Annotated in this window: 16 protein-coding genes; 9 read left to right on the forward strand and 7 right to left on the reverse strand. The window is 58.5% G+C overall.

All coding sequences use genetic code 11. From position 1 onward, the window contains the following. Positions 1-19: 19 nt before the first annotated feature. Genes rfbD through rfbB form a run of 4 tightly spaced genes read right to left on the reverse strand, consistent with a single transcriptional unit; the run spans position 20 to position 3,478 of the window. The gene (rfbD, locus tag LRK53_RS04350; RefSeq protein WP_027492960.1) at positions 20-970 is read right to left on the reverse strand and encodes a dTDP-4-dehydrorhamnose reductase; all 951 of its coding nucleotides are present in this window, start codon (positions 968-970) and stop codon (positions 20-22) included. Beyond that, a complete protein-coding gene (gene rfbC, locus LRK53_RS04355; protein WP_027492961.1) occupies positions 967-1,524 on the reverse strand; it encodes a dTDP-4-dehydrorhamnose 3,5-epimerase in 558 nt (185 codons plus the stop codon). The genes rfbD and rfbC overlap by 4 nt, the downstream gene beginning before the upstream one ends. Then, positions 1,521-2,411, reverse strand: a complete 891-nt coding sequence (gene rfbA / locus LRK53_RS04360; RefSeq protein ID WP_027492962.1) for a glucose-1-phosphate thymidylyltransferase RfbA — start codon at positions 2,409-2,411, stop codon at positions 1,521-1,523. The genes rfbC and rfbA overlap by 4 nt, the downstream gene beginning before the upstream one ends. Then, positions 2,408-3,478: a dTDP-glucose 4,6-dehydratase gene (gene rfbB, locus LRK53_RS04365; protein ID WP_027492963.1), complete on the reverse strand. Its 1,071-nt coding sequence runs from the start codon at positions 3,476-3,478 to the stop codon at positions 2,408-2,410. Before rfbB ends, rfbA begins: the two co-directional genes overlap by 4 nt. A 163-nt stretch (positions 3,479-3,641) precedes the next feature. Between rfbB and LRK53_RS19200 the strand changes: the two genes are divergently transcribed. The 6 genes from LRK53_RS19200 to LRK53_RS04390 all read left to right on the forward strand — a co-directional run bounded on the left by LRK53_RS19200 (position 3,642) and on the right by LRK53_RS04390 (position 11,439). Further along, on the forward strand, positions 3,642-3,776 hold the full coding sequence (locus tag LRK53_RS19200; protein WP_255324876.1) for a hypothetical protein: 135 nt from the start codon (positions 3,642-3,644) through the stop codon (positions 3,774-3,776). After that, the gene (locus tag LRK53_RS04370; RefSeq protein WP_027492964.1) at positions 3,751-4,917 is read left to right on the forward strand and encodes a cystathionine gamma-synthase; all 1,167 of its coding nucleotides are present in this window, start codon (positions 3,751-3,753) and stop codon (positions 4,915-4,917) included. Before LRK53_RS19200 ends, LRK53_RS04370 begins: the two co-directional genes overlap by 26 nt. Continuing rightward, the gene (locus tag LRK53_RS04375) at positions 4,914-5,771 is read left to right on the forward strand and encodes an ABC transporter permease (protein ID WP_081666618.1); all 858 of its coding nucleotides are present in this window, start codon (positions 4,914-4,916) and stop codon (positions 5,769-5,771) included. The genes LRK53_RS04370 and LRK53_RS04375 overlap by 4 nt, the downstream gene beginning before the upstream one ends. Continuing rightward, positions 5,761-7,110, forward strand: coding sequence for an ABC transporter ATP-binding protein (locus LRK53_RS04380; RefSeq protein ID WP_027492966.1), 1,350 nt, complete (start codon positions 5,761-5,763; stop codon positions 7,108-7,110). Before LRK53_RS04375 ends, LRK53_RS04380 begins: the two co-directional genes overlap by 11 nt. After that, positions 7,100-8,986 (forward strand): class I SAM-dependent methyltransferase, encoded by a 1,887-nt coding sequence (locus LRK53_RS04385; RefSeq protein WP_221174210.1) that lies wholly within the window; start codon positions 7,100-7,102, stop codon positions 8,984-8,986. Before LRK53_RS04380 ends, LRK53_RS04385 begins: the two co-directional genes overlap by 11 nt. A 119-nt stretch (positions 8,987-9,105) precedes the next feature. Next, positions 9,106-11,439, forward strand: a complete 2,334-nt coding sequence (locus LRK53_RS04390) for a glycosyltransferase family 2 protein (RefSeq protein ID WP_221174211.1) — start codon at positions 9,106-9,108, stop codon at positions 11,437-11,439. Positions 11,440-11,523: 84 nt separating this feature from the next. On the opposite strand, the gene LRK53_RS04395 is transcribed toward LRK53_RS04390, so the two are convergent. Next, entirely contained in the window at positions 11,524-12,099 is a 576-nt protein-coding gene (locus LRK53_RS04395; RefSeq protein ID WP_185754642.1) for a hypothetical protein, read from the reverse strand. Positions 12,100-12,361: 262 nt separating this feature from the next. On the opposite strand from LRK53_RS04395, the gene LRK53_RS04400 reads away from it, so the two are divergent. The 3 genes from LRK53_RS04400 to LRK53_RS04410 are packed head-to-tail and all read left to right on the forward strand — an operon-like array spanning position 12,362 to position 16,580. Then, positions 12,362-15,016: a DUF7657 domain-containing protein gene (locus LRK53_RS04400; protein WP_185754643.1), complete on the forward strand. Its 2,655-nt coding sequence runs from the start codon at positions 12,362-12,364 to the stop codon at positions 15,014-15,016. Continuing rightward, positions 15,013-16,206 (forward strand): glycosyltransferase, encoded by a 1,194-nt coding sequence (locus LRK53_RS04405; RefSeq protein WP_027492970.1) that lies wholly within the window; start codon positions 15,013-15,015, stop codon positions 16,204-16,206. The genes LRK53_RS04400 and LRK53_RS04405 overlap by 4 nt, the downstream gene beginning before the upstream one ends. Then, complete coding sequence (locus tag LRK53_RS04410) at positions 16,203-16,580, forward strand: DMT family transporter (RefSeq protein WP_027492971.1); 378 nt, start codon at positions 16,203-16,205, stop codon at positions 16,578-16,580. Before LRK53_RS04405 ends, LRK53_RS04410 begins: the two co-directional genes overlap by 4 nt. Positions 16,581-16,796: 216 nt before the next feature. On the opposite strand, the gene wecB is transcribed toward LRK53_RS04410, so the two are convergent. Together wecB and LRK53_RS04420 are read right to left on the reverse strand one after the other, a co-directional pair. Next, entirely contained in the window at positions 16,797-17,912 is a 1,116-nt protein-coding gene (gene wecB / locus LRK53_RS04415; protein ID WP_037089808.1) for a non-hydrolyzing UDP-N-acetylglucosamine 2-epimerase, read from the reverse strand. Positions 17,913-17,916: 4 nt separating this feature from the next. Next, positions 17,917-18,933: a polysaccharide biosynthesis protein gene (locus LRK53_RS04420; RefSeq protein WP_027492973.1), complete on the reverse strand. Its 1,017-nt coding sequence runs from the start codon at positions 18,931-18,933 to the stop codon at positions 17,917-17,919. Positions 18,934-18,946: the final 13 nt, after the last annotated feature.

Genomic DNA, 18,946 nt, shown 5'->3' on the forward strand with positions numbered 1-18,946 from the left:
CGGGCCGGTGGCAACCGGATTATCGCGATCGGGGATCGTCGGGCTTGCTGCCGAGCTGGGCCATCACCCGGTGCAGCCCATCGCGCCAGTCCGGTAGCGACACGGCGAATTGCCGCTGGAAATCCGTGTTGTCCAGCACCGACCAGGCCGGGCGTTCGGCTGGAGTGGGGTAGTCGGCGGTGGTGATCGCCGTCACCCGCGGCGCGCGCGCGATTAGCCGGCGTCCGACGGCATCAGCGAAGATCGCCTCGGCGAAGCCGTGCCAGGTCGTCATGCCGCTGGCGACCAGGTGGTGGGTGCCAGCCACCGCGTGGCGCTGCGCGCCATCGGCCTGCAACCAGCGGTCGAGCGCGGCGAGCGTGCCGCGCACGATCAGGCCAGTGTCGGTGGGCGCACCGTGCTGGTCGGCCACCACGCGCAGCTCCTCGCGTTCGGCGCCCAGGCGCAGCATGGTGCGCAGGAAATTGTGGCCGTGCGCAGCATAGACCCAGGCGGTGCGGAACGTGAGGTGGTCGGCGCCGCTGCCGCGCAACGCCTGCTCGCCGGCCAGCTTGCTGCGGCCGTAGGCGCCGAGCGGAACGGTCGGTGCGTCGACGGCATACGGCTGCGACTGCCTGCCGTCGAACACGTAGTCGGTGGAGTAGTGGATCACCAGCGCAACGTGCGCCGCCGCCCAGCGCCCCAGCACGCCGACCGCCTCGCCGTTGACGCGAGTGGCCAGCGCCTCTTCCTGCTCAGCACGATCGACCGCGGTGTAGGCGGCGGCGTTGACGATCACGTCGGGCCGCACGCGGTCGAGCAGCGCGGGCAGCGATGCGGGCATCGATAGGTCGGCGATCTCGCCGTTGCCGCCGACAGCCAGTACGCCGTCACGGCTCGCTGCGATCAATTCGCCGCGCGCGGCCAGTCCGCCGTCCGCGATGAAGCTGCGGCCGAGCTGGCCGTTAGCGCCGAGCAGCAGGACCTTCACGGCACGTAGACCGGTAACCGCTCGAGTGGAACATCCGCGAGCAGCGGCGTCTTGCCGTCCTTGTCCGACAGCAACGGTTCGCTCAGCGGCCAGTCGATGCCGAGAGCGGCATCGTTCCAGCGGATGCCGGCGTCGGCCTTCGGGTCGTATAGCGCGGTGCACTGGTAGGTGAAGGTGGCAAACTCTGAGACTACGCAGAAGCCGTGCGCGAAACCTTCCGGTACCCAGAAGTGGCGATGGTTGTCGGCGGTCAGCATCACGCCGACCGATTGCCCGAACGTGGGCGAGCCGTGGCGGATATCCACCGCCACGTCGTAGACCTCGCCTTCGAGCACGCTGACCAGCTTGCCCTGCGGGTTCGGCCACTGGTAGTGCAGGCCGCGCAGTACGCCGCGAGCCGAGCGGGAGACGTTGGACTGCACGAAGCGATGGTCGACGCCGGCCGCGCGGTACTTCGCCTCGTTGTAGCTCTCGTAGAAGAAGCCGCGGGCATCGCCGAACACCTGCGGCTCGATGATCAGCGCGCCGGGCAGGGATGTTTCGATCACTTTCATCGCACGTGGCCCTGGCGGACAAGTTGCTGCAGATACTGGCCGTAGCCGGTCTTGGCCAGCGGCGCGGCCAGCGCCAGCAATTGCTCGGTGTCGATCCAGCCGTTGACGTAGGCGATTTCCTCCGGGCAGCACACCTTGAGGCCCTGCCGGTTCTCGATGGTCTCGATGTAGTTGCCCGCTTCCATCAGCGACTCGTGGGTGCCAGTGTCGAGCCAGGCGAAGCCGCGGCCGAGCTGCTCCAGGTGCAGCGAGCCGTCGTCGAGGTAGCAGCGATTGAGGTCGGTGATCTCCAGCTCGCCGCGCGGCGAAGGCTTCAGCGAGGCGGCGTAGTCGCACACGCGGGCATCGTAGAAGTACAGGCCGGTCACCGCATAATGCGACTTCGGCTGGGCCGGCTTTTCCTCCAGCCCGATCACCTTGCCGGCGGCATCGAATTCGGCCACGCCATAGCGTTCGGGATCCTTCACCCAGTAGCCGAACACGGTGGCGCCGCGTTCGCGCGAAGCGGCGCGCTTGAGCCGCTCGGTCAGGCCCACGCCGTAGAAGATGTTGTCGCCCAGCACCAGGCAGCTCGGCTTGCCGTCGACGAAGTCGCGGCCGATGGTGAATGCCTGCGCTAGGCCATCGGGCGAGGGCTGCACCGCGTAGCGGATGTCGATGCCCCACTGCGAGCCGTCGCCGAGCAGGCGCTGGAACATCGCCTGCTCGTGCGGGGTGTTGATCACCAGCACCTCGCGGATGCCGGCCAGCATCAAGGTGGCCAGCGGGTAGTAGATCATCGGCTTGTCGTACACCGGCAGCAGCTGTTTGCTGACTGCACGGGTGATCGGATGCAGCCGGGTGCCGGAACCGCCGGCAAGGATGATGCCTTTCTGCATGCTGCTCATGAACCGAGTCGCTCCATGCGGTAGCTGCCGTCGAGCACGCGCTGCACCCACGGCTGGTTTGCGAGGTACCAATCCACCGTTTGTGCGATGCCGGTTTCAAAGGTTTGCGAGGGCCGCCAGCCCAGCTCGTTCTGCAGCTTGCTGGAATCGATCGCATAGCGGCGGTCGTGGCCGGGGCGATCCCTCACGTAGGTGATCAACGATTCGCGTGGGCGGCCGTCGGCCAGCGGCCGGCATGCATCGAGCAGGCTGCAGATAGTCTTCACCACGGTGATGTTCTCGCGCTCGGCATTGCCGCCCACGTTGTAGGTTTCGCCGACGCGGCCGGCATCCAGCACGCGACGGATCGCGCTGCAGTGGTCGCCGACGAACAGCCAGTCACGGACGTTCAGGCCGTCGCCGTACACCGGCAGTGGTTCTCCAGCCAGCGCCTTGGCGGTCACCAGCGGGATGAGCTTCTCCGGGAACTGGTAGGGCCCGTAGTTGTTGGAGCAGTTGGTGGTCAGCACCGGCAGGCCGTAAGTGTGGTGGAACGCTCGCACCAGATGGTCGGAGGCGGCCTTCGACGCGGAGTACGGCGAGTTCGGCGCGTATGGCGTGGTCTCGGTGAACTTGCCCTCGGCGCCAAGCGAGCCGTACACCTCGTCGGTGGACACGTGCAGGAAACGGAACGCCTCGTGGGCGCCGCCTTCCAGGCCGCGCCAGTAGTCGCGGGCGCATTCCAGCAGGCCCAGCGTGCCGACCACGTTGGTCTGCACAAACTCGGCCGGGCCGTCGATCGAACGGTCCACGTGCGACTCGGCGGCGAAATTCACGATGGCATCGGGCCGGTGCTCAGCCAGGAGCTTCGCCACCAGCGCGCGATCGCCGATATCGCCATGCACGAACACATGCCGCCCGTTGCCCTGCAGCGACGCCAGCGTGTCCGGATTGCCGGCATAGGTGAGCTTGTCGAGGTTGATCACGCGCAGGCCGTCGGCCACCGCCTGCAGCACGAAATTGGCGCCGATGAAGCCGGCCCCGCCGGTGATCAGCAAGGTCTTGCTCCTCGTGGATGATTCGTTCATCTAATAGTCCTGGGTTTCAGCTGAGTGGGCCTGCACGCGGTTCGAGCGCCGGGTGGGCAGCAAATGATGCCGGTTTCGGGCGCGAGGGCCAAGCGGCAGGCGCGGTTGTGGAGACGCCGGAGCGGGAAAGATGCCGAAAAACCGACGGTTTGTTCACTTCGACATGAACGACATCCTGATCGGCATGCCCGACAGTTGCTGCTTAACGGCTAGAATCAGTGGCTTGATCAGCATCCAGGCGATCCGTCCGGCGGGTCGGGAGAAACAGAGCGATGAAAAGCGGCAAGCAACGCAGTGAACAGGGAATAGGCACCCGTGCGATCCACGCCGGCCAGCATCCCGATCCCAGCACCGGCGCCATTATGACGCCGATCTACGCCACCTCGACCTACGTGCAGGAGAGCCCGGGCAAGCACAAGGGCTATGAGTACTCGCGCACGCAGAATCCTACGCGCATGGCCTATGAGCGCTGCGTGGCGGACCTGGAAGGCGGTGTGGCCGGTTTCGCCTTCGCCTCCGGCCTGGCTGCGGCGGCGACCGTGCTGGACCTGCTCGACTCGGGCAGCCACGTGATCGCGATGGATGACCTGTACGGCGGCAGCTACCGCCTGTTCGAGAAGGTGCGGCGTCGCTCGGCCGGGCTGGACTTCAGCTTCATCGACCTGAACGACGCAGCGGCGCTGAAGGCAGCACTGAGGCCGAACACGCGGATGATCTGGGCGGAAACGCCGACCAACCCGATGCTGAAGCTGGTCGACCTGGCCAAGGTCGCCGCCTTCGCGAAGAAGCATGGCCTGATCCTGGTGGTCGACAACACGTTCTGCTCGCCGATGGTGCAGCGCCCGCTGGAATTCGGTGCCGACCTGGTGCTGCACTCGGCCACCAAGTACCTCAACGGCCACTCCGACATGGTGGGCGGCATCGTGGTTGCCAATAGCAAGGAGTTGGCCGAGAAGATGGCGTTCCTGCAGAACTCAGTGGGTGCGGTGGCCGGCCCGTTCGACGCCTTCCTCGCGATGCGCGGCCTGAAGACATTGCACCTGCGCATGCGTCAGCACTGTGCCAGCGCGCTGGAACTGGCGACGTGGCTGCAGAAACACCCGGCGGTCGAGCGGGTGATCTACCCCGGCCTGAAGAGCCACCCGCAGCACGCTCTGGCGAAGCGCCAGATGCATGGTTTCGGCGGCATCATCACGATCGAGGTGAAGGGTGGCCTGAAAAAAGCCAGGCGCATGCTGGAACGCTGCGAATTGTTCGCGTTGGCCGAGTCGCTCGGCGGCGTCGAGAGCTTGATCGAACACCCGGCGATCATGACGCATGCCTCGGTGCCTGCAGCCAATCGCAAACGACTGGGCATCAGCGACGGGCTGGTCCGGCTTTCGGTAGGGGTGGAGGACCATGCCGATCTGCGCGATGAACTGGAGGGTGCGTTGCGATGAGTTTAGTGCCGCAACAGGGACGCAGCGACACCACGGCGCTTCAAGATCGTCGTCGGTGGGAGAATCCGTTTGCTGCGCTGCTCCGGAACAAGTCGTTGACGTGGGAGCTGAGCAAGCGCGAAGTACTTGGGCGCTATCGTGGAGCCAGCTTCGGTTTGGCATGGTCGGTCATCAGTCCCTTTCTGATGCTGGGCGTCTACGCTTTCGCCTTCGGAACGGTGATGAAAAGCCGTTGGCCACATCAGACCGGTGGCGATCATCCGTACGCAGTGATCCTTTTTGTGGGATTGATCGTGCACGGTTTCTTAGCCGAATGCCTCACCCGCGCACCGACCTTGGTGGTAGGTAATCCGAATTTCGTCAAGCGGGTGGTATTTCCGCTAGACGTGTTGCCATGGCCGATGATGTTCTCGGCGTTGTTCCATGCTTTGATCAATTCAGTCGTGTTGGCTGTACTGATACTGGTGCTGGAGCATCAATTGCGCCCCACCTTGCTGCTTCTACCCTTGATCTTCGTCCCACTGATGTTGTTGACAGTAGGCCTGTCCTGGTTCTTGGCTGCAGTGGGTGTGTACTTTCGGGACATCAGTCAAGTGATGCCGGTCGTAGCCACGGCGATGCTGTTTCTGTCCTCCGCGATTATTCCCGTCAGCATACTTTCGCCCCCCTTGCAGACCCTGTTTCACTTGAATCCATTGACCTTCTTCATCGACGAGGCTCGTATGGTCGTGCTCATGGGAGAGTTGCCCAACTGGGGTGGGCTGGCGTTGGCGACTGTAGGTGGATTGCTGACGGCGTGGCTAGGGCATGCCTGGTTCGTGGCGACGCAGCGGGGGTTCGCTGATGTCCTCTGAGCCGATCATTGAAGTGCGCGGCATGGGCAAAGTCTATCCAATGTATGACAAGCCCCATCATCGGCTGATGCAGATGATGACAGGTGGAAATCGACGCTGGTACCGTGAGTTTGAGGCCTTGCGCGATATCGATTTCAGCGTCCGTCGTGGCGAGACCGTGGGCATTGTTGGCCGTAACGGTTCGGGCAAGTCGACATTGCTACAGATTGTCTGCGGTACTTTGGCGCCATCGTCCGGCGAGGTCTATGTGCGTGGGCGCGTGGGCGCCTTGCTGGAACTCGGCGCCGGCTTCAACCACGAATTCACCGGTCGTGAGAATGTCTATTTGAACGGGTCGGTGCTGGGCTTGACGCGCAGTGAGGTTGACGAACGCTTCGACGAGATCGCCGCCTTTGCTGATATTGGCGAATTCATTGAACAGCCAGTCAAGAGCTACTCGAGCGGCATGATCATGAGACTGGCGTTCTCGGTGATGGCTCATGTCGATGCCGACATTCTGATTATTGACGAAGCGCTTGCTGTCGGCGATGCCTTTTTCGTGCAGAAGTGCATGCGGTATCTGCGTGCCTTCAAGGAACGAGGAACATTGCTCTTCGTCAGTCACGATGGTGGCGCGGTTACTGGGCTCTGCGACCGCGCCATCTGGTTGGACAAAGGGCGGCTGAAAATGGAGGGTGCGGCCAAAGCAGTCATGCAGACTTATATTGAGAGCCAGATAGCTGAGCGACAAGGTGGGGAAATCACCCGCGTCGCCAACGGCCCATCACTTGCGGTAGCTCCCCCGGCACGGCAACCGGACCCGCGGCGAGATCTGCTGGACCGCTCTATATTGCGCAACGACATACAAGTGCTTCCTTTTCATCCCGATCTCGACGGGTTTGGAGAGTTCAATGCGCGCGTACTCGATGTAGCCATGTTGGACGAGGCTGGTAAGGCCATTTCCTGCATCATCGGGGGTGAGCGAGTCACGCTGGAGATCACCGGCATCGCCGAGCAGGATATCGATAACGTCATCGTCGGATTCTATTTGAAGGATCGACTCGGTCAACTTCTGTTCGGTGACAACACCTTTCTGAGCTATTCCCATCGAACGGGCTATCCCCTCAAAGCCAAAGAATCCTTCAGAGCGCATTTCATGTTCGACATGCCACGACTGCAAATGGGGAGCTACTTCATTACCGCCGGTATCGCGGATGGTACCCAGGAAAACCATGTGATTCAGCATTGGCTGCATGAGGCACTGATATTCGAGTCTCACGCTCATCCGGGATCGCCCTCCGGATTGATAGGATTACCCATGCTGGATATCAAGTTGGAGCACGTTTCACGTGAAGACTGAGTTCCGCGCCGACGAACATCCGATCGTCTTTCTTCGGCCGCATTTAACCTTCCCTTATGCCTGGGCAGGACACATTCCTTTTGCTTATTTGGCGATCGATCTCCTGCGCCCCCGATCATTGGTTGAGCTAGGTACTGACTCAGGCAATTCGTATCTGGCCTTCTGCCAAGCGATAAGCAAGCTCGGTAGTCATACCACCTGCGTAGCCGTCGATTGCTGGGAAGGTGATGCCCATGCTCGACACTATGGTAATGAGGTCTATGACACGCTCAGGGCCTATCACGATCCACGTTATGGTACGTTTTCGCGCCTCTTTCGCAGCTATTTCGATGAGGCCGTAGATTCATTCGATGAGGGAAGTATCGATCTTTTACATATCGATGGCCTGCATTCGTACGAAGCAGTCAGGCATGATTTCGAAACATGGTTGCCCAAATTGAGTAATCGTGCGGTCGTGCTCCTTCACGACACGGAGGTGCGCGAGCGTGGCTTTGGCGTTGCACAGTTCCTGCAGGAGCTGTCGGAGCGTTATGCGACGTTCAATTTCCAGCATAGCAACGGTTTGGGAGTGGTGGTTGTGGGTGCGGAAATTCCGGCTGTGTTTTCCCAGTTCATGAAATATGCCTTGGCGTCGCCGTATGCCGTGCGGGGCTACTTCGAGGCTCTCGCCGGAACGATCGTTCAGCCTGATGGTACGACGCCAGTTGCCGGAGAAGTGGTAGATGTGGATGTTGTATCCAGCCTTTATTACCGGCTTGAAAACGAGTCGTTCGATGATCAGCGCACTTTAACGAAACGGATGTCCGGCGATGAAGGAACGTTCCTGTTGCACTTTGCATTGGCCGACGGCGTGCGACCAGATTACATCCGCCTCGACCCTGCAGAGGTTCCTGGCGTCTTTCATATCGATCGAATCGCCATTGGTGGAACAGACAATGTACTGGTGCCACTGGACGCCATAAGTGCGCGCCTAGGTCATGTGAGTGGGCAGATTCTTCCTGGCGATGGCACATCGATTGGGCTCGTTGGCTCAGATAACGATCCTTATGTCGAGTTGAGTATCGCCGATGTTGTCAGGAATATCCCCAAAGAGAACCCGCTTATCATTGAGATTTCTCTTCGTGTCGAGATTCTGCTGAGGGACCCTCGACTCTGGAAGATCGCTGCGGCGCAACTGAGCTCGCTGGGTCCCTTGCGCGAAATCGCTCAGACACAGATTGATATTCGGGTGTTGTCGCGTGAAATTCAGAGTTTGCTGAGTGCTCACAATGAGCAGCATGCTAACTATTGGCGACAGTCGGACGAACTGCACGCCAGCATGACTACCGCCTTGACCGGCGTGGTCGAGCAGCGCATGGCCACTGTTCGCAGCAGGCAAGAGGACATTCACGCCCTGCAAGAGCGGTATACCAGCTCACTATTGCCGCAGCAGCAGATGTCAAACGAGCGACTGGATGCGCTTGATACGCGGCTTGAGGAGCTTGCCGGTATTGTTCAGACGATCGGCGCAAGGCTGGTTGATCTGGCACAACAGCATGCTTCGCAGAGCAGCGATATCAGCGATCATCTGTCATCTTTTGCGCTTAGCCTGCAGCAGGTCGGGTCAGCACAGGAGAGGATTCAGGCAATCCGGGATCAACAGTTTGCCGGTTTGCAGGAGCGGCAACAGCAGACGGACTGCCACCTGACCGAGGTAGGGGGGCGACTTGATGCGCTTGCCGCCTTGCATGAGACGACTTCAGCTCAGTCACAGGCGGGTAACGCGCAACATGCTCTCGAACTGCATGGCCTGAAAGAACAGCTGGATACCCTGATCGAACTCCAGCAACGCTCATTCTTCGGGCGTATCAGGCGTAAGTTTTCTAAACCAGCCTAAGTATGATTTCAGGGCATCAAGGTCAAGCTTCGACTTGCCCATGATTGATCGATAAATGGCTCAGTGCTGGGATCATGTATCAAAGTATCTGCTGTGTGGTGACTCTAGGGGAGTAGAGAGTGAAATTGTTTCAGGGAAAAGCAGGCGTGACGAATGGAGCGTTCGCGTTGCAGGCTCGTGCTGTTCACCAGCTGTCGGCATTGGATGGCGTGCCATCAGCATGGAAGGCTACGGGAAACGATCCGTATTTTCATTTGTTGAGCAGCACTGGGCAATCGGTTGAGCTGTCGGGTGGCTGGTATTTGTTTAAAATTCTCGTGAAGGAACGCAGCGGGAGCCTGGATACGCCACGACTGTACGTTGACTATTATGGAGTCGGCTTCTCCGAAGCCTTCACCTTTGCCTTGGCTCCGATGCGCACCAGCCGCGGCTTCGTTGGGCTGGTGCGTTTTGAGCAAGCTGTTACTGGATTGCGTTTCGACCCCTCCGTTGCACCTTGTGAGTTCTCGTTGGAGAGCGTTTCACTGCACAGGTTGTCGAAGTGGGCAGCGGCATGGTTCATGTACAGAGCCATCGTGCAGCGTGAGCACCATCCGATTGAGTTGCTCCGGCAGGGATGGGCCGAGCACCGCCGGCACGGTGCCAGAAAGTTTGGCGACTGGCTGTACAGTCGTTACACGCCGCGGACAATGAGTGGATTGCTGGACTACCCTGCCTGGATCGAACGGCACGACACAGTAAGCAGAAGCGACATTCGGGCCATGCGACGACAATCCAAAGCGCGGGGGCGTCGGCTCACGATTTCAGTGATCATGCCTGTCTACAATCCGCCGGAAGTCTGGCTGCGGCGGTGCCTGGACAGCGTATTGCAACAGGCTTACCCGCATTGGGAGCTATGTGTAGCCGATGATGCGTCGACCGCGCCGCACGTCAAAACGATCCTGAAGGGATATGCGGCGCGAGACGCGCGCATCAAGGTGATATTCCGCGAAACCAACGGCCATATTTCGGAAGCTTCGAATTCCGCACTCGCGCTGGCCACGGGCGAATGGGTTGCACTGCTCGATCACGATGACGAGTTGCCGGTGCATGCGCTCTACATGGTGGCCAAGGCGATCAATGAGCGTCCGGACGCTCGGCTCATCTATTCCGATGAAGACAAGATCGATGAGTACGGGCGGCGATTCGACCCCTATTTCAAGCCTGACTGGAACCCGGATCTGTTCCTCGGCCAGAACATGGTCTCGCATTTCGGTGCGTATCACACTGACCTGGTGCGTGATGTCGGAGGCTTCCGCAAAGGCTATGAGGGTAGCCAAGACTATGATCTGGCCCTGCGTTGCATTGAAAGGTTGCGCCCCGAGCAGATCGTGCATATCCCGCACGTGCTCTATCACTGGCGTGCCATTGAAGGATCCACGGCGCTGGCGAAGGGTGAGAAAAATTACGCAGCCATCGCTGGCGGCCGTGCGCTGGAGGATCATTTTGCGCGTACGGGTGTGTCAGGCGTGATCGTTCATGCCGCCGAGCACGGGTATCGCGCACAACGCCCGGTTGACAACCGATGCCAGCCCAAGGTCAGCCTGATTGTGCCGACTCGGGATCGCGTGGATCTGCTGCGCATGTGTGTCGACAGCATTCTCGAAAAGACCGAATACGACAACTACGAAATTGTGGTCGTGGATAACCAGTCTATTGAGCCGATGACGCATACCTATTTCGATTCATTGAAAGGGCACCCCAAAGTTCGCGTCTTCGGATACGACGCGCCTTTCAATTATTCCGAGATGAACAATGTTGCTGTTGCATCCACCAATGGCGATATCGTCGGCTTGATCAACAACGACATCGAAGTCATCAATGGCGACTGGCTCTGCGAGATGGTCAGCCATGCGGTGCGCCCGGAAATTGGAGCCGTTGGAGCCATGCTCTATTACCCCAACGGCACTATCCAGCATGCCGGCGTCATGCTGGGGGTCGGCGGTGTAGCCAATCACGCCTACATTGGCATGTTGAAAGGTTACGGCGGGCAGATGTCACGCGCATTGCTGGTGCAGAACCTCTCTGCCGTGACCGCGGCATGCCTCTTGATACGACGCGAGACATTTGACGCAGTGGGCGGACTCGATCCGCGCCTGCAAGTGGCATTCAATGACGTGGATTTCTGCCTGCGCGTGCGTGAAAAAGGTTTTCGCAACCTGTGGACACCGCATGCGGAGCTTTATCACCATGAATCCGCAAGTCGTGGCTATGAGGACACGCCGGCCAAGCATGAGCGCTTCACGCGCGAAGTGGCGGTCATGACGGAACGGTGGGGAGATCAGCTGCTGAAGGATCCTGCATACAACCCGAACCTGACGTTTGGGACCACCGATTTCGCATTGGCCATAGATCCACGTTCGGCGCGGCTGATCGACATCATTGCGGGGAATGCATCCGTCCTGGCGACTTGAAACGGTTCCGCATGCCTGGTTTCAAGCACGTCTGGGATCGAACGGTGCCTGCCGTTGACGGCAGGCACCGTTCAAAGCGAGGTCTCAATTGCCAATGATCAACTGGTGCTGCATGTCGCAGATCTCGTTGCCGTCTTGCCCCTTGATCAAGGCCAGGACTTTGTAGGTGCCAGCAGGGGTGTTACCAAGGTTGACGCTGAGATTGAAGCCTGACTGGCTTGCTGCATCATGGCCCAGGGCCTTGGCCACATCCGGGCGCGGACTGTCAGTAGAGCCATCAAAAGCATAAGCATCTGTCCCCTGCAGAATCAGGGCGAACTGAGAGGGCGATCCCATTGCGCTGCCAACCACCCAGCCGCTGGCAGTGAACTTCTGGCTGGCTTTCATCGGGCTCGGGTTGGTTTGGGCCAGATTTCCTGCACCGTCGATGGCGTCAAGCGAGCAGTGCCCTCCTTGCTTTGCTGCCTCAAGAACAGTTGCAGGAAGCGTGTTCGCAGTAACTGACTTTACGATGGTAGGCGGAGCGGAGGGCTGAGTGACAGGAGTTGGTGCGGTAGTCGTAGCCGGTTGCGCGGCGTCATCTGAATGGCTACCGCAAGCAGAAAGCGCAAGGATCGTGGCGGCAAGGGCAGCCGAGCGGTATGCAGAACGTATGAACATAGAAATTCTCCGGGTAGTTGGTAGTGCTATGGCATGCATAGTCTAGTCTAACCAATACGCACTCGTTACGCTGCATTGGGTTTTGTGAGATCGATTTATGACAAACTTTGAAGTTTTTTGGCGCCTACACCACAGAGACGAAGAAGTTACAATTCATGATGATGAAACCATATAACTTAATTAATGTGATGTCTCATCAGCTTCTACTTCCATCTGATTCGATATCCTCTGCTATTGCAATATACACAATGGAAATTGTTTCATGAATCCAGTGTTGTTTTCCGGTCGTGACCGGTCGCGGTCGCGGCTAATCAGCAGGCGCTGGTTTCGCACCTTGGTGGCGGTTTTGTTCGCCCTCGCGATGCTGCAATTGTTCGGATGGACCACTCCTGTTGTTCAAGTGGTGGTGGAGATGCAGTCACGGGCGGGCGCTGACGGCGAAATTTTTTATGCAAGGGCCGGTCAGGAATATCAGCCCGATCGGCGCGTGGAATTCGCCATCAATCCAGATGGCGAATGGCATACATATCACGTCAAAATTCCCGAAACTCGTGGTCTGAGCAGGGTTCGAGTCGATCCAGGGAGTACTTCGGGCATCGTCGGAATACGTCGTGTCGCAGTCGAGGTATCGGGCCCGGACCGCTCGGTTAATCTCTCAGGAGGTCGACTCTCCACTGCGATGGAGTTGACGAACGATCTGCGCGCAGAGGTGGGTGATCTGGCTGATCTCCGTTTCATGGCGCAAGCCCCGGATCCGTACGTGAGTTTCAGGCTTCCTGCCGGGACGGGTGTCCTCTCACACGGCGGACAATTCGTAAATTGGCTGGTTACGGCGATAGCTGCGGCACTTCTCTGGCTGTTGCTGGCTGAACTCGCATGGCCTTTGTTCATGCGACGTGTCGCCCCCCATCTGAGTCTCCCGCGGGCGTTTCACAGGTTGGCTGCGTATTCGAGTGATCCCGGTACATTGATCGTGGCGCCACGAGCGTTGGCGCTTGCCATCGGGGTGCTATGTGCCAGTGTGCTTTACATCGTACTAAACCTGCATCAGTCATCGATTGGTGTATGGGAGGAGCTCTTTCCTGCGAAACCGGCTAATCAACTGGTCGACTTGGGGACGCCGAAACACATCCGTTCGGATGAATGGAATACCCAGACACCCTGGGTGCTGAACGAAGTCTTGCGTGGCAAGAGGACTCATAACCTGAGCATTGGGGGTGAGAAGGCCCCGTTGCTCGCGGCGGTGCCTGTCTTGGACTTCTCGGCGATCGCGCAGGCGCAGTTCTACGGGTTTTACCTTTTTGATCCCGCAACCGGGTTTTCATGGTGGTGGGCCTACAAAACCTTCGGCTTGGCTCTGTCGTTTTTCTGGTTGTTTCTGCTCCTGACGCGCGGCAACATTGCCGCCGCCGCGCTGGGCACTATGTGGGTCTATGGTTCGTCTTTTACCCAGTGGTGGCTGTCGAGCAACTTGCCCGAATTGCTGATCGCATTTGCGCTCGCCACCATCGGCAGTATGTATTTGTTGTTCGCACGTCGCCGGATCATGATTGGCGCTGGCGCTGCACTGGTGGCGTACTCCGTCCTGAATCTGCTGCTGCATCTATATCCGCCGTTCATCGTGCCTTTAGCGTATCTGGGCGCGGCGATCTTGGCCGGCCTGATGCTGGAGCCTGGTCGGTTGGCGCAGATCAGGGAGAGACTGGGGTGGCGCGCTTCGTGCCTCATCGCAGCTGTGTTGGTCGTGAGCCTGATTGGCGGCAATTACCTGAGGGAAGCCATGCCAACGATGGTGGCAATGGCTGACACCATTTATCCCGGCCACCGTGTCTCTGGGGGTGGTGATTTTCCGCTGACCAGACTTTTATACGGCTTCTTCGAAGTGTTCCGTGTAGGTGAAAAGAATGTACCGTTGCCGCCGGCAAATGCATCGGAAGCCAGCAGCTTCATCATTCTGGTGCCGTTGTTGTTGCTCTCGCTGCCATTCGTGGCTTTTGTCAAGCGGAAGAACGCGTTGTTGACCGCACTAGTTCTCTACTGTCTTGTGGTGGGGTTGTGGATCAGTGTGCCATTGCCGCGGGTTGTGGAGACGGCAATGCAGGTCATTGGCTGGTCCTGGTCTCCACCGCTGCGTTCGGTGCTGGGCTTGGGTATGGGATCGATCGTCGCTACGACAGTTTTGTTTTCACGTGTCCACGACGGTACGATTGAACTACATCCTGCGGCAGCACGGGGTATGGTGCCGATTCTGGTGTTGTCGTGCTTGCTGTTGTTCGGCTGGGTCCTACATGGCATGGATCCGGTGTTCTTTACTCCCGCGCTCGTGCTGATGGCATCGGCAGTGGTGGCCGTGATGACGGCGGGTATCGTTTTCGGACGTACTGTACTCTTCGCAGCAGGCCTCGTAGTGGCAGTTGCTCCAGCATTGATGGTTAACCCGTTGGTTAGCGGCCTGTCAGCTATAGAAGATAAACCGGTTCTGTTGGCGGCGAAGCATCAGGGTGGCGCCGTCAATGACCGCTGGGCCGTGGTGGGGGCTTTTGTTTTTTCCCAAGGGCTCAAAGCACAGGGCTTGGAAGTTATTACCGGGTCACAGATGATTCCTGATCGCAAGCTGTCGCATCTATTGGATCCGCAGGAAAAGTACAAAAACATATGGAATCGCTATGCGCATGTCGTGCTGCGCTCAAATCCTGAGAAGATCAGCCCAGAGTACGAACTCGGCACACCCGACCTGTACGTGATCGAATTGAATGTATGCGGCGGTGCCATGCGTCAGCTTGGTGTGACTAATATTGCGTATACCGACCCTGTGCCTGCTAGTGATCTCAAATGCCTGATACCGTTGGACGCCCCTGCTGACAGTGGTGTGCGCTTGTTTCGTCTTTCCTCGCAGAGTGCAGCAGCAACACCATGAAAATTCTTTGGTGTCACGAGGTCAGCTACCTCGACAAACCTGTTTACGAGTACCAGGATTTTCCTGAACGACTTGCCGCACGAGGCCACGACGTCGAAGTCATCGACTTCAGCGAATCGGGTGAAGGAATCGCCAACCGCATGCCCGTGAGCCGCACGGGAGAGGGCACGGTGATGCTCACGACGATCCCGCACGACAATCGGCCCGGCTTGAAATACATCCAGGCTCGTGGACAGTTCCGGCGCATGCTTATCGAGCGCTTGCGTCGTGGTGATATCGATGCCGTGTTCGTGTATTCGATATTCATCAATGGCACCCAGACGGTCAGACTCAGCCGCAAGTTTGGTGTACCGGTGGTGTACCGGGTACTCGATGCCTACCACCGCCTTCGACCTGGGTTCCTTGCGCAAACAATCCTGCGCCTGGGAGAGCGCTTTATCTATCGTCGTGCGGACCGAGTGCTGGTGACCAACGAACAGATGGGCCAGTACGTCTCTCAGATCGCAGGCACCGACGTTTCTGCGCGCACTGTGGTGGTCGACCACGGCGTGGACAGCATCCACTTCGCTCCGCGTTCACCCGACCCCGAGCTCATGCTGCGTTATGACCTTTCCGGCCACGATACCATCGCGCTATTTTTGGGGACGACCTACGCATTCAGCGGCTTGGCCAATCTGGTGCGTCGAATGCCGACCGCCTTGCAGCAGTGTTCCTCGCTGAAGTTGGTAATCGTCGGCGGCGGTGAACAGGATCAGGAACTTGCTTCCCTCGTTGAGGCACTCGGCCTGAAAGGGCGTGTGGTGCTGACGGGCATGGTCCCGTACCAGGAGGTGCCCCGCTATCTGTCCCTGGCAACACTCGCCCTCAATCCGTTTGAGCTCAATGACATTACGCGTGACATCATTCCGATCAAGATCCTCCAATACCAGGCGGCGGCACTACCGGTACTGTCCACACCGTTGCCTGACCTTTTGCGCAAGCATTCCGCCGGGACTTCCGGAGTCGAGTACAGTGACTCGGATAATCCAGACGTATTTGTGTCTCGCATGGCGGAGCTTTTGCGTGATACGGATCACTTGCGCAGCATCGGCCGGCGCGGGCTTGATTTCGTTACTGAGCACTTTTCTGTGGATCGGGCGGTAGACCACATCGAGACGACTTTCAAGCAAATCCGGGAACGCGTAGCATGATCCGTGAAATTTTGATGATCGCTTTTGTCACCCTCTCGACCATGGCCAGTCAATTGCTGGTCAAGAATGGGGTGAACAATATCGCCAAAAATATGCCCGATCTCAAAGGTGTGCAATGGTTGATGGCAGTAGTTCTATCGCCAAGCATTATTACCGCGGTCGTGATTCAGGGTGTTGGTTTTCTCGTGTGGGTGGTGGTCGTAAGCAGGGTGAAGCTGGGAGTCGCATTCGCCATTTCTGGTGGATTCTTTTATTTTCTTATCGCGATTTCCAGTTGGCTTCTATATGGCGAAAAGCTGGCACTCGTCCAGTGGGCCGGACTAGCTCTTATCACGGCAGGAGTTTTACTGATGACTCTCGCAACCAAAGCCTAGATCGGAGACGATGGAATGGATCGCAGGGAGAAGCTACACGAATGTCTGGATCTTTCCGGGTCCGGTATAGAAATCGGACCATCTCACAGTCCTGTCGCCCCAGGCGCATGGAATACCAGGTAATCATGTTATTATACCGTTACATGTATTAACGCCATTCTGGAATGCCCAAGCATGCTGCGGAGAGTCAGGGCCGGCGCGTCGCTGATGTATTTCTTATGAGCCTTTCCGCCAAACCCGCTGGTTCACGAACGGCGTATAGCTAAGGATGATTCGCAGGATCTTGTCGGAAATATTGGCAGGCGCATAGTCGTCGACAAGGCGCAGGAGGCGCCGCTCGCCACGTGGTTGGGAGGCGAGGACATCAAGGCCTTGTACGACTTGTGCCAATTCGAGTCCGCTGAGGATCACGGCTGCTTCCTCAAAACCTTCAGGTCGTTCGTGCACTGCACGCATGTTGAGTGCAGGGAAGTTGAGAATGGAAGATTCCTCGGTGATCGTGCCGCTGTCGGACAGCACGGCACGGGCGTTTACTTGCAGATGTACGTAGTCGAGGAACCCGAACGGCTTGCTGAAGATTACTCGTGGGTCGGCGGAAAGGCCGAGCGCCTCGATGCGCTTGCGGGTGCGGGGGTGAGTCGAGACAACCACAGTGCCGCCTCGGGTCGTTGCAAGATGATCGAGGATGATGAAGAGCTTGCGAAGGTTCTCGTCGGAATCGACATTTTCCTCGCGGTGCGCGCTAACCACGTAATAGCTGCCTGGCACGAGACCGAGCTCGGCGAGCACCGGCGACGTTTCGATGCCTGCCTCGTAGTGGTCCAACACTTCACGCATTGGACTGCCTGTCCAGATCACCTGATCGGGTGGCAGACCTTCCCTGAGCAGATATTCCCGCGCGATCTGACTGTAGGTCAGATTGATGTCGGCAATATGATCGACAATGCGCCGATTGATCTCTTCTGGCACGCGCATATCGAAGCAACGATTGCCAGCTTCCATGTGGAAGATCGGTATCTTGCGGCGTTTCGCAGCAATAGCAGCCAGGCTCGAATTGGTATCCCCTAGGATGAGAACAGCGTCCGGGCTGACCTCAGCCAGCACCTTGTCGGCAGCGGCGATAACCTGGGCAATGGTTTCCGCGGGGGTTGCACCGGCAGCGGAGAGGTAGCGATCCGGCGCGCGCACCTTGAGCTGCTCGAAAAACACCTCGTTGAGCTCGTAGTCGTAGTTCTGCCCGGTGTGCACCAGCGTGTGGGCACAGTGCAGGTCGAGTTTGGCAATGACACGGGACAGCCGGATGATCTCCGGCCTGGTCCCGACGATAGTCATGACCTTAAGCACGAAGCTTCTCCAGCGTGCCCAGCTGCCCGACTACTCGCTTGATCCCTTCCACGTCGAGGCGCTCGGTGTTGTGCGAGGTGTAGTCGTCAATCGTCGAAATCTCAAGTTCCCCTTCCTCAAAATACTGCTTGTAGTTCAAGTCACGGGCATCGGCCGGAATACGGTAGTAACGGCCACGATCCTCGGCACGAACCATCTCTTCACGAGACACGAGTGTCTCGAATAGCTTCTCGCCGTGGCGCGTTCCGATGATTCGGATCTCGTTGTCCCGGGCAAGCATCTGCTTGAGCGCCTCCGCTAGCATCGCGACGGTGGAAGCGGGAGATTTCTGCACAAAGATGTCGCCCGGATGAGCGTGATCAAATGCGTGCAAAACAAGGTCAACGGAATCCTGCAGTGACATCAGGAAGCGCGTCATGTTCGGGTCGGTAATGGTGAGCGGCTTGCCGTCGAGCAGTTGTGCCACGAACAGTGGGATCACTGAACCGCGTGAGGCCATGACGTTACCGTACCGAGTGGCACACAAGACCGTCTGGCTGGGATCACAATTGCGGGATTTTGCAACAACGATTTTTTCCGCCAAGGCCTTGGACATGCCCATGGCATTGATTGGATAGACCGCTTTGTCGGTGCTGAGCACGACGACACGGGATATGCCAAGCTCGATCGACGCGTTGATAACGTTTTCAGTGCCGAGCACATTGGTTTTGACTGCCTCAAGCGGATAGAACTCGCATGAGGGCACCTGCTTGAGCGCGGCCGCATGAAAAACGTAGTCGACGCCCTTCAGTGCGTCGTAGATGCTTCCGTAGTCGCGCACGTCACCGAGGTAGAACTTGACCTTATCATTCTGAAGGGCGACGCGCATGTCATCCTGCTTCTTCTCATCGCGGCTGAATACCCTTATTTCCTTGATGCTGGTGTCAAGAAAGCGAGACAGGACAGCATTGCCGAACGAGCCAGTGCCGCCGGTAATGAGCAGAGTCTTTCCGTCGAATGCGGATTCCATAGATGAGTTCCGT

Source organism: Rhodanobacter thiooxydans, from assembly GCF_021545845.1.
Lineage (GTDB): Bacteria > Pseudomonadota > Gammaproteobacteria > Xanthomonadales > Rhodanobacteraceae > Rhodanobacter.

Coding starts and splice junctions, on each gene's coding strand:
- rfbB (WP_027492963.1), bottom strand. CDS start 3,478: ATGAACGAATCATCCACGAGGAGCAAGACCTTGCTGATCACCGGCGGG.
- rfbA (WP_027492962.1), bottom strand. CDS start 2,411: ATGAGCAGCATGCAGAAAGGCATCATCCTTGCCGGCGGTTCCGGCACC.
- LRK53_RS04375 (WP_081666618.1), top strand. CDS start 4,914: ATGAGTTTAGTGCCGCAACAGGGACGCAGCGACACCACGGCGCTTCAA.
- LRK53_RS04410 (WP_027492971.1), top strand. CDS start 16,203: ATGATCCGTGAAATTTTGATGATCGCTTTTGTCACCCTCTCGACCATG.
- LRK53_RS04380 (WP_027492966.1), top strand. CDS start 5,761: ATGTCCTCTGAGCCGATCATTGAAGTGCGCGGCATGGGCAAAGTCTAT.
- rfbC (WP_027492961.1), bottom strand. CDS start 1,524: ATGAAAGTGATCGAAACATCCCTGCCCGGCGCGCTGATCATCGAGCCG.
- LRK53_RS04405 (WP_027492970.1), top strand. CDS start 15,013: ATGAAAATTCTTTGGTGTCACGAGGTCAGCTACCTCGACAAACCTGTT.
- LRK53_RS19200 (WP_255324876.1), top strand. CDS start 3,642: ATGAACGACATCCTGATCGGCATGCCCGACAGTTGCTGCTTAACGGCT.
- LRK53_RS04370 (WP_027492964.1), top strand. CDS start 3,751: ATGAAAAGCGGCAAGCAACGCAGTGAACAGGGAATAGGCACCCGTGCG.
- wecB (WP_037089808.1), bottom strand. CDS start 17,912: ATGACTATCGTCGGGACCAGGCCGGAGATCATCCGGCTGTCCCGTGTC.
- LRK53_RS04400 (WP_185754643.1), top strand. CDS start 12,362: ATGAATCCAGTGTTGTTTTCCGGTCGTGACCGGTCGCGGTCGCGGCTA.
- LRK53_RS04395 (WP_185754642.1), bottom strand. CDS start 12,099: ATGTTCATACGTTCTGCATACCGCTCGGCTGCCCTTGCCGCCACGATC.
- LRK53_RS04420 (WP_027492973.1), bottom strand. CDS start 18,933: ATGGAATCCGCATTCGACGGAAAGACTCTGCTCATTACCGGCGGCACT.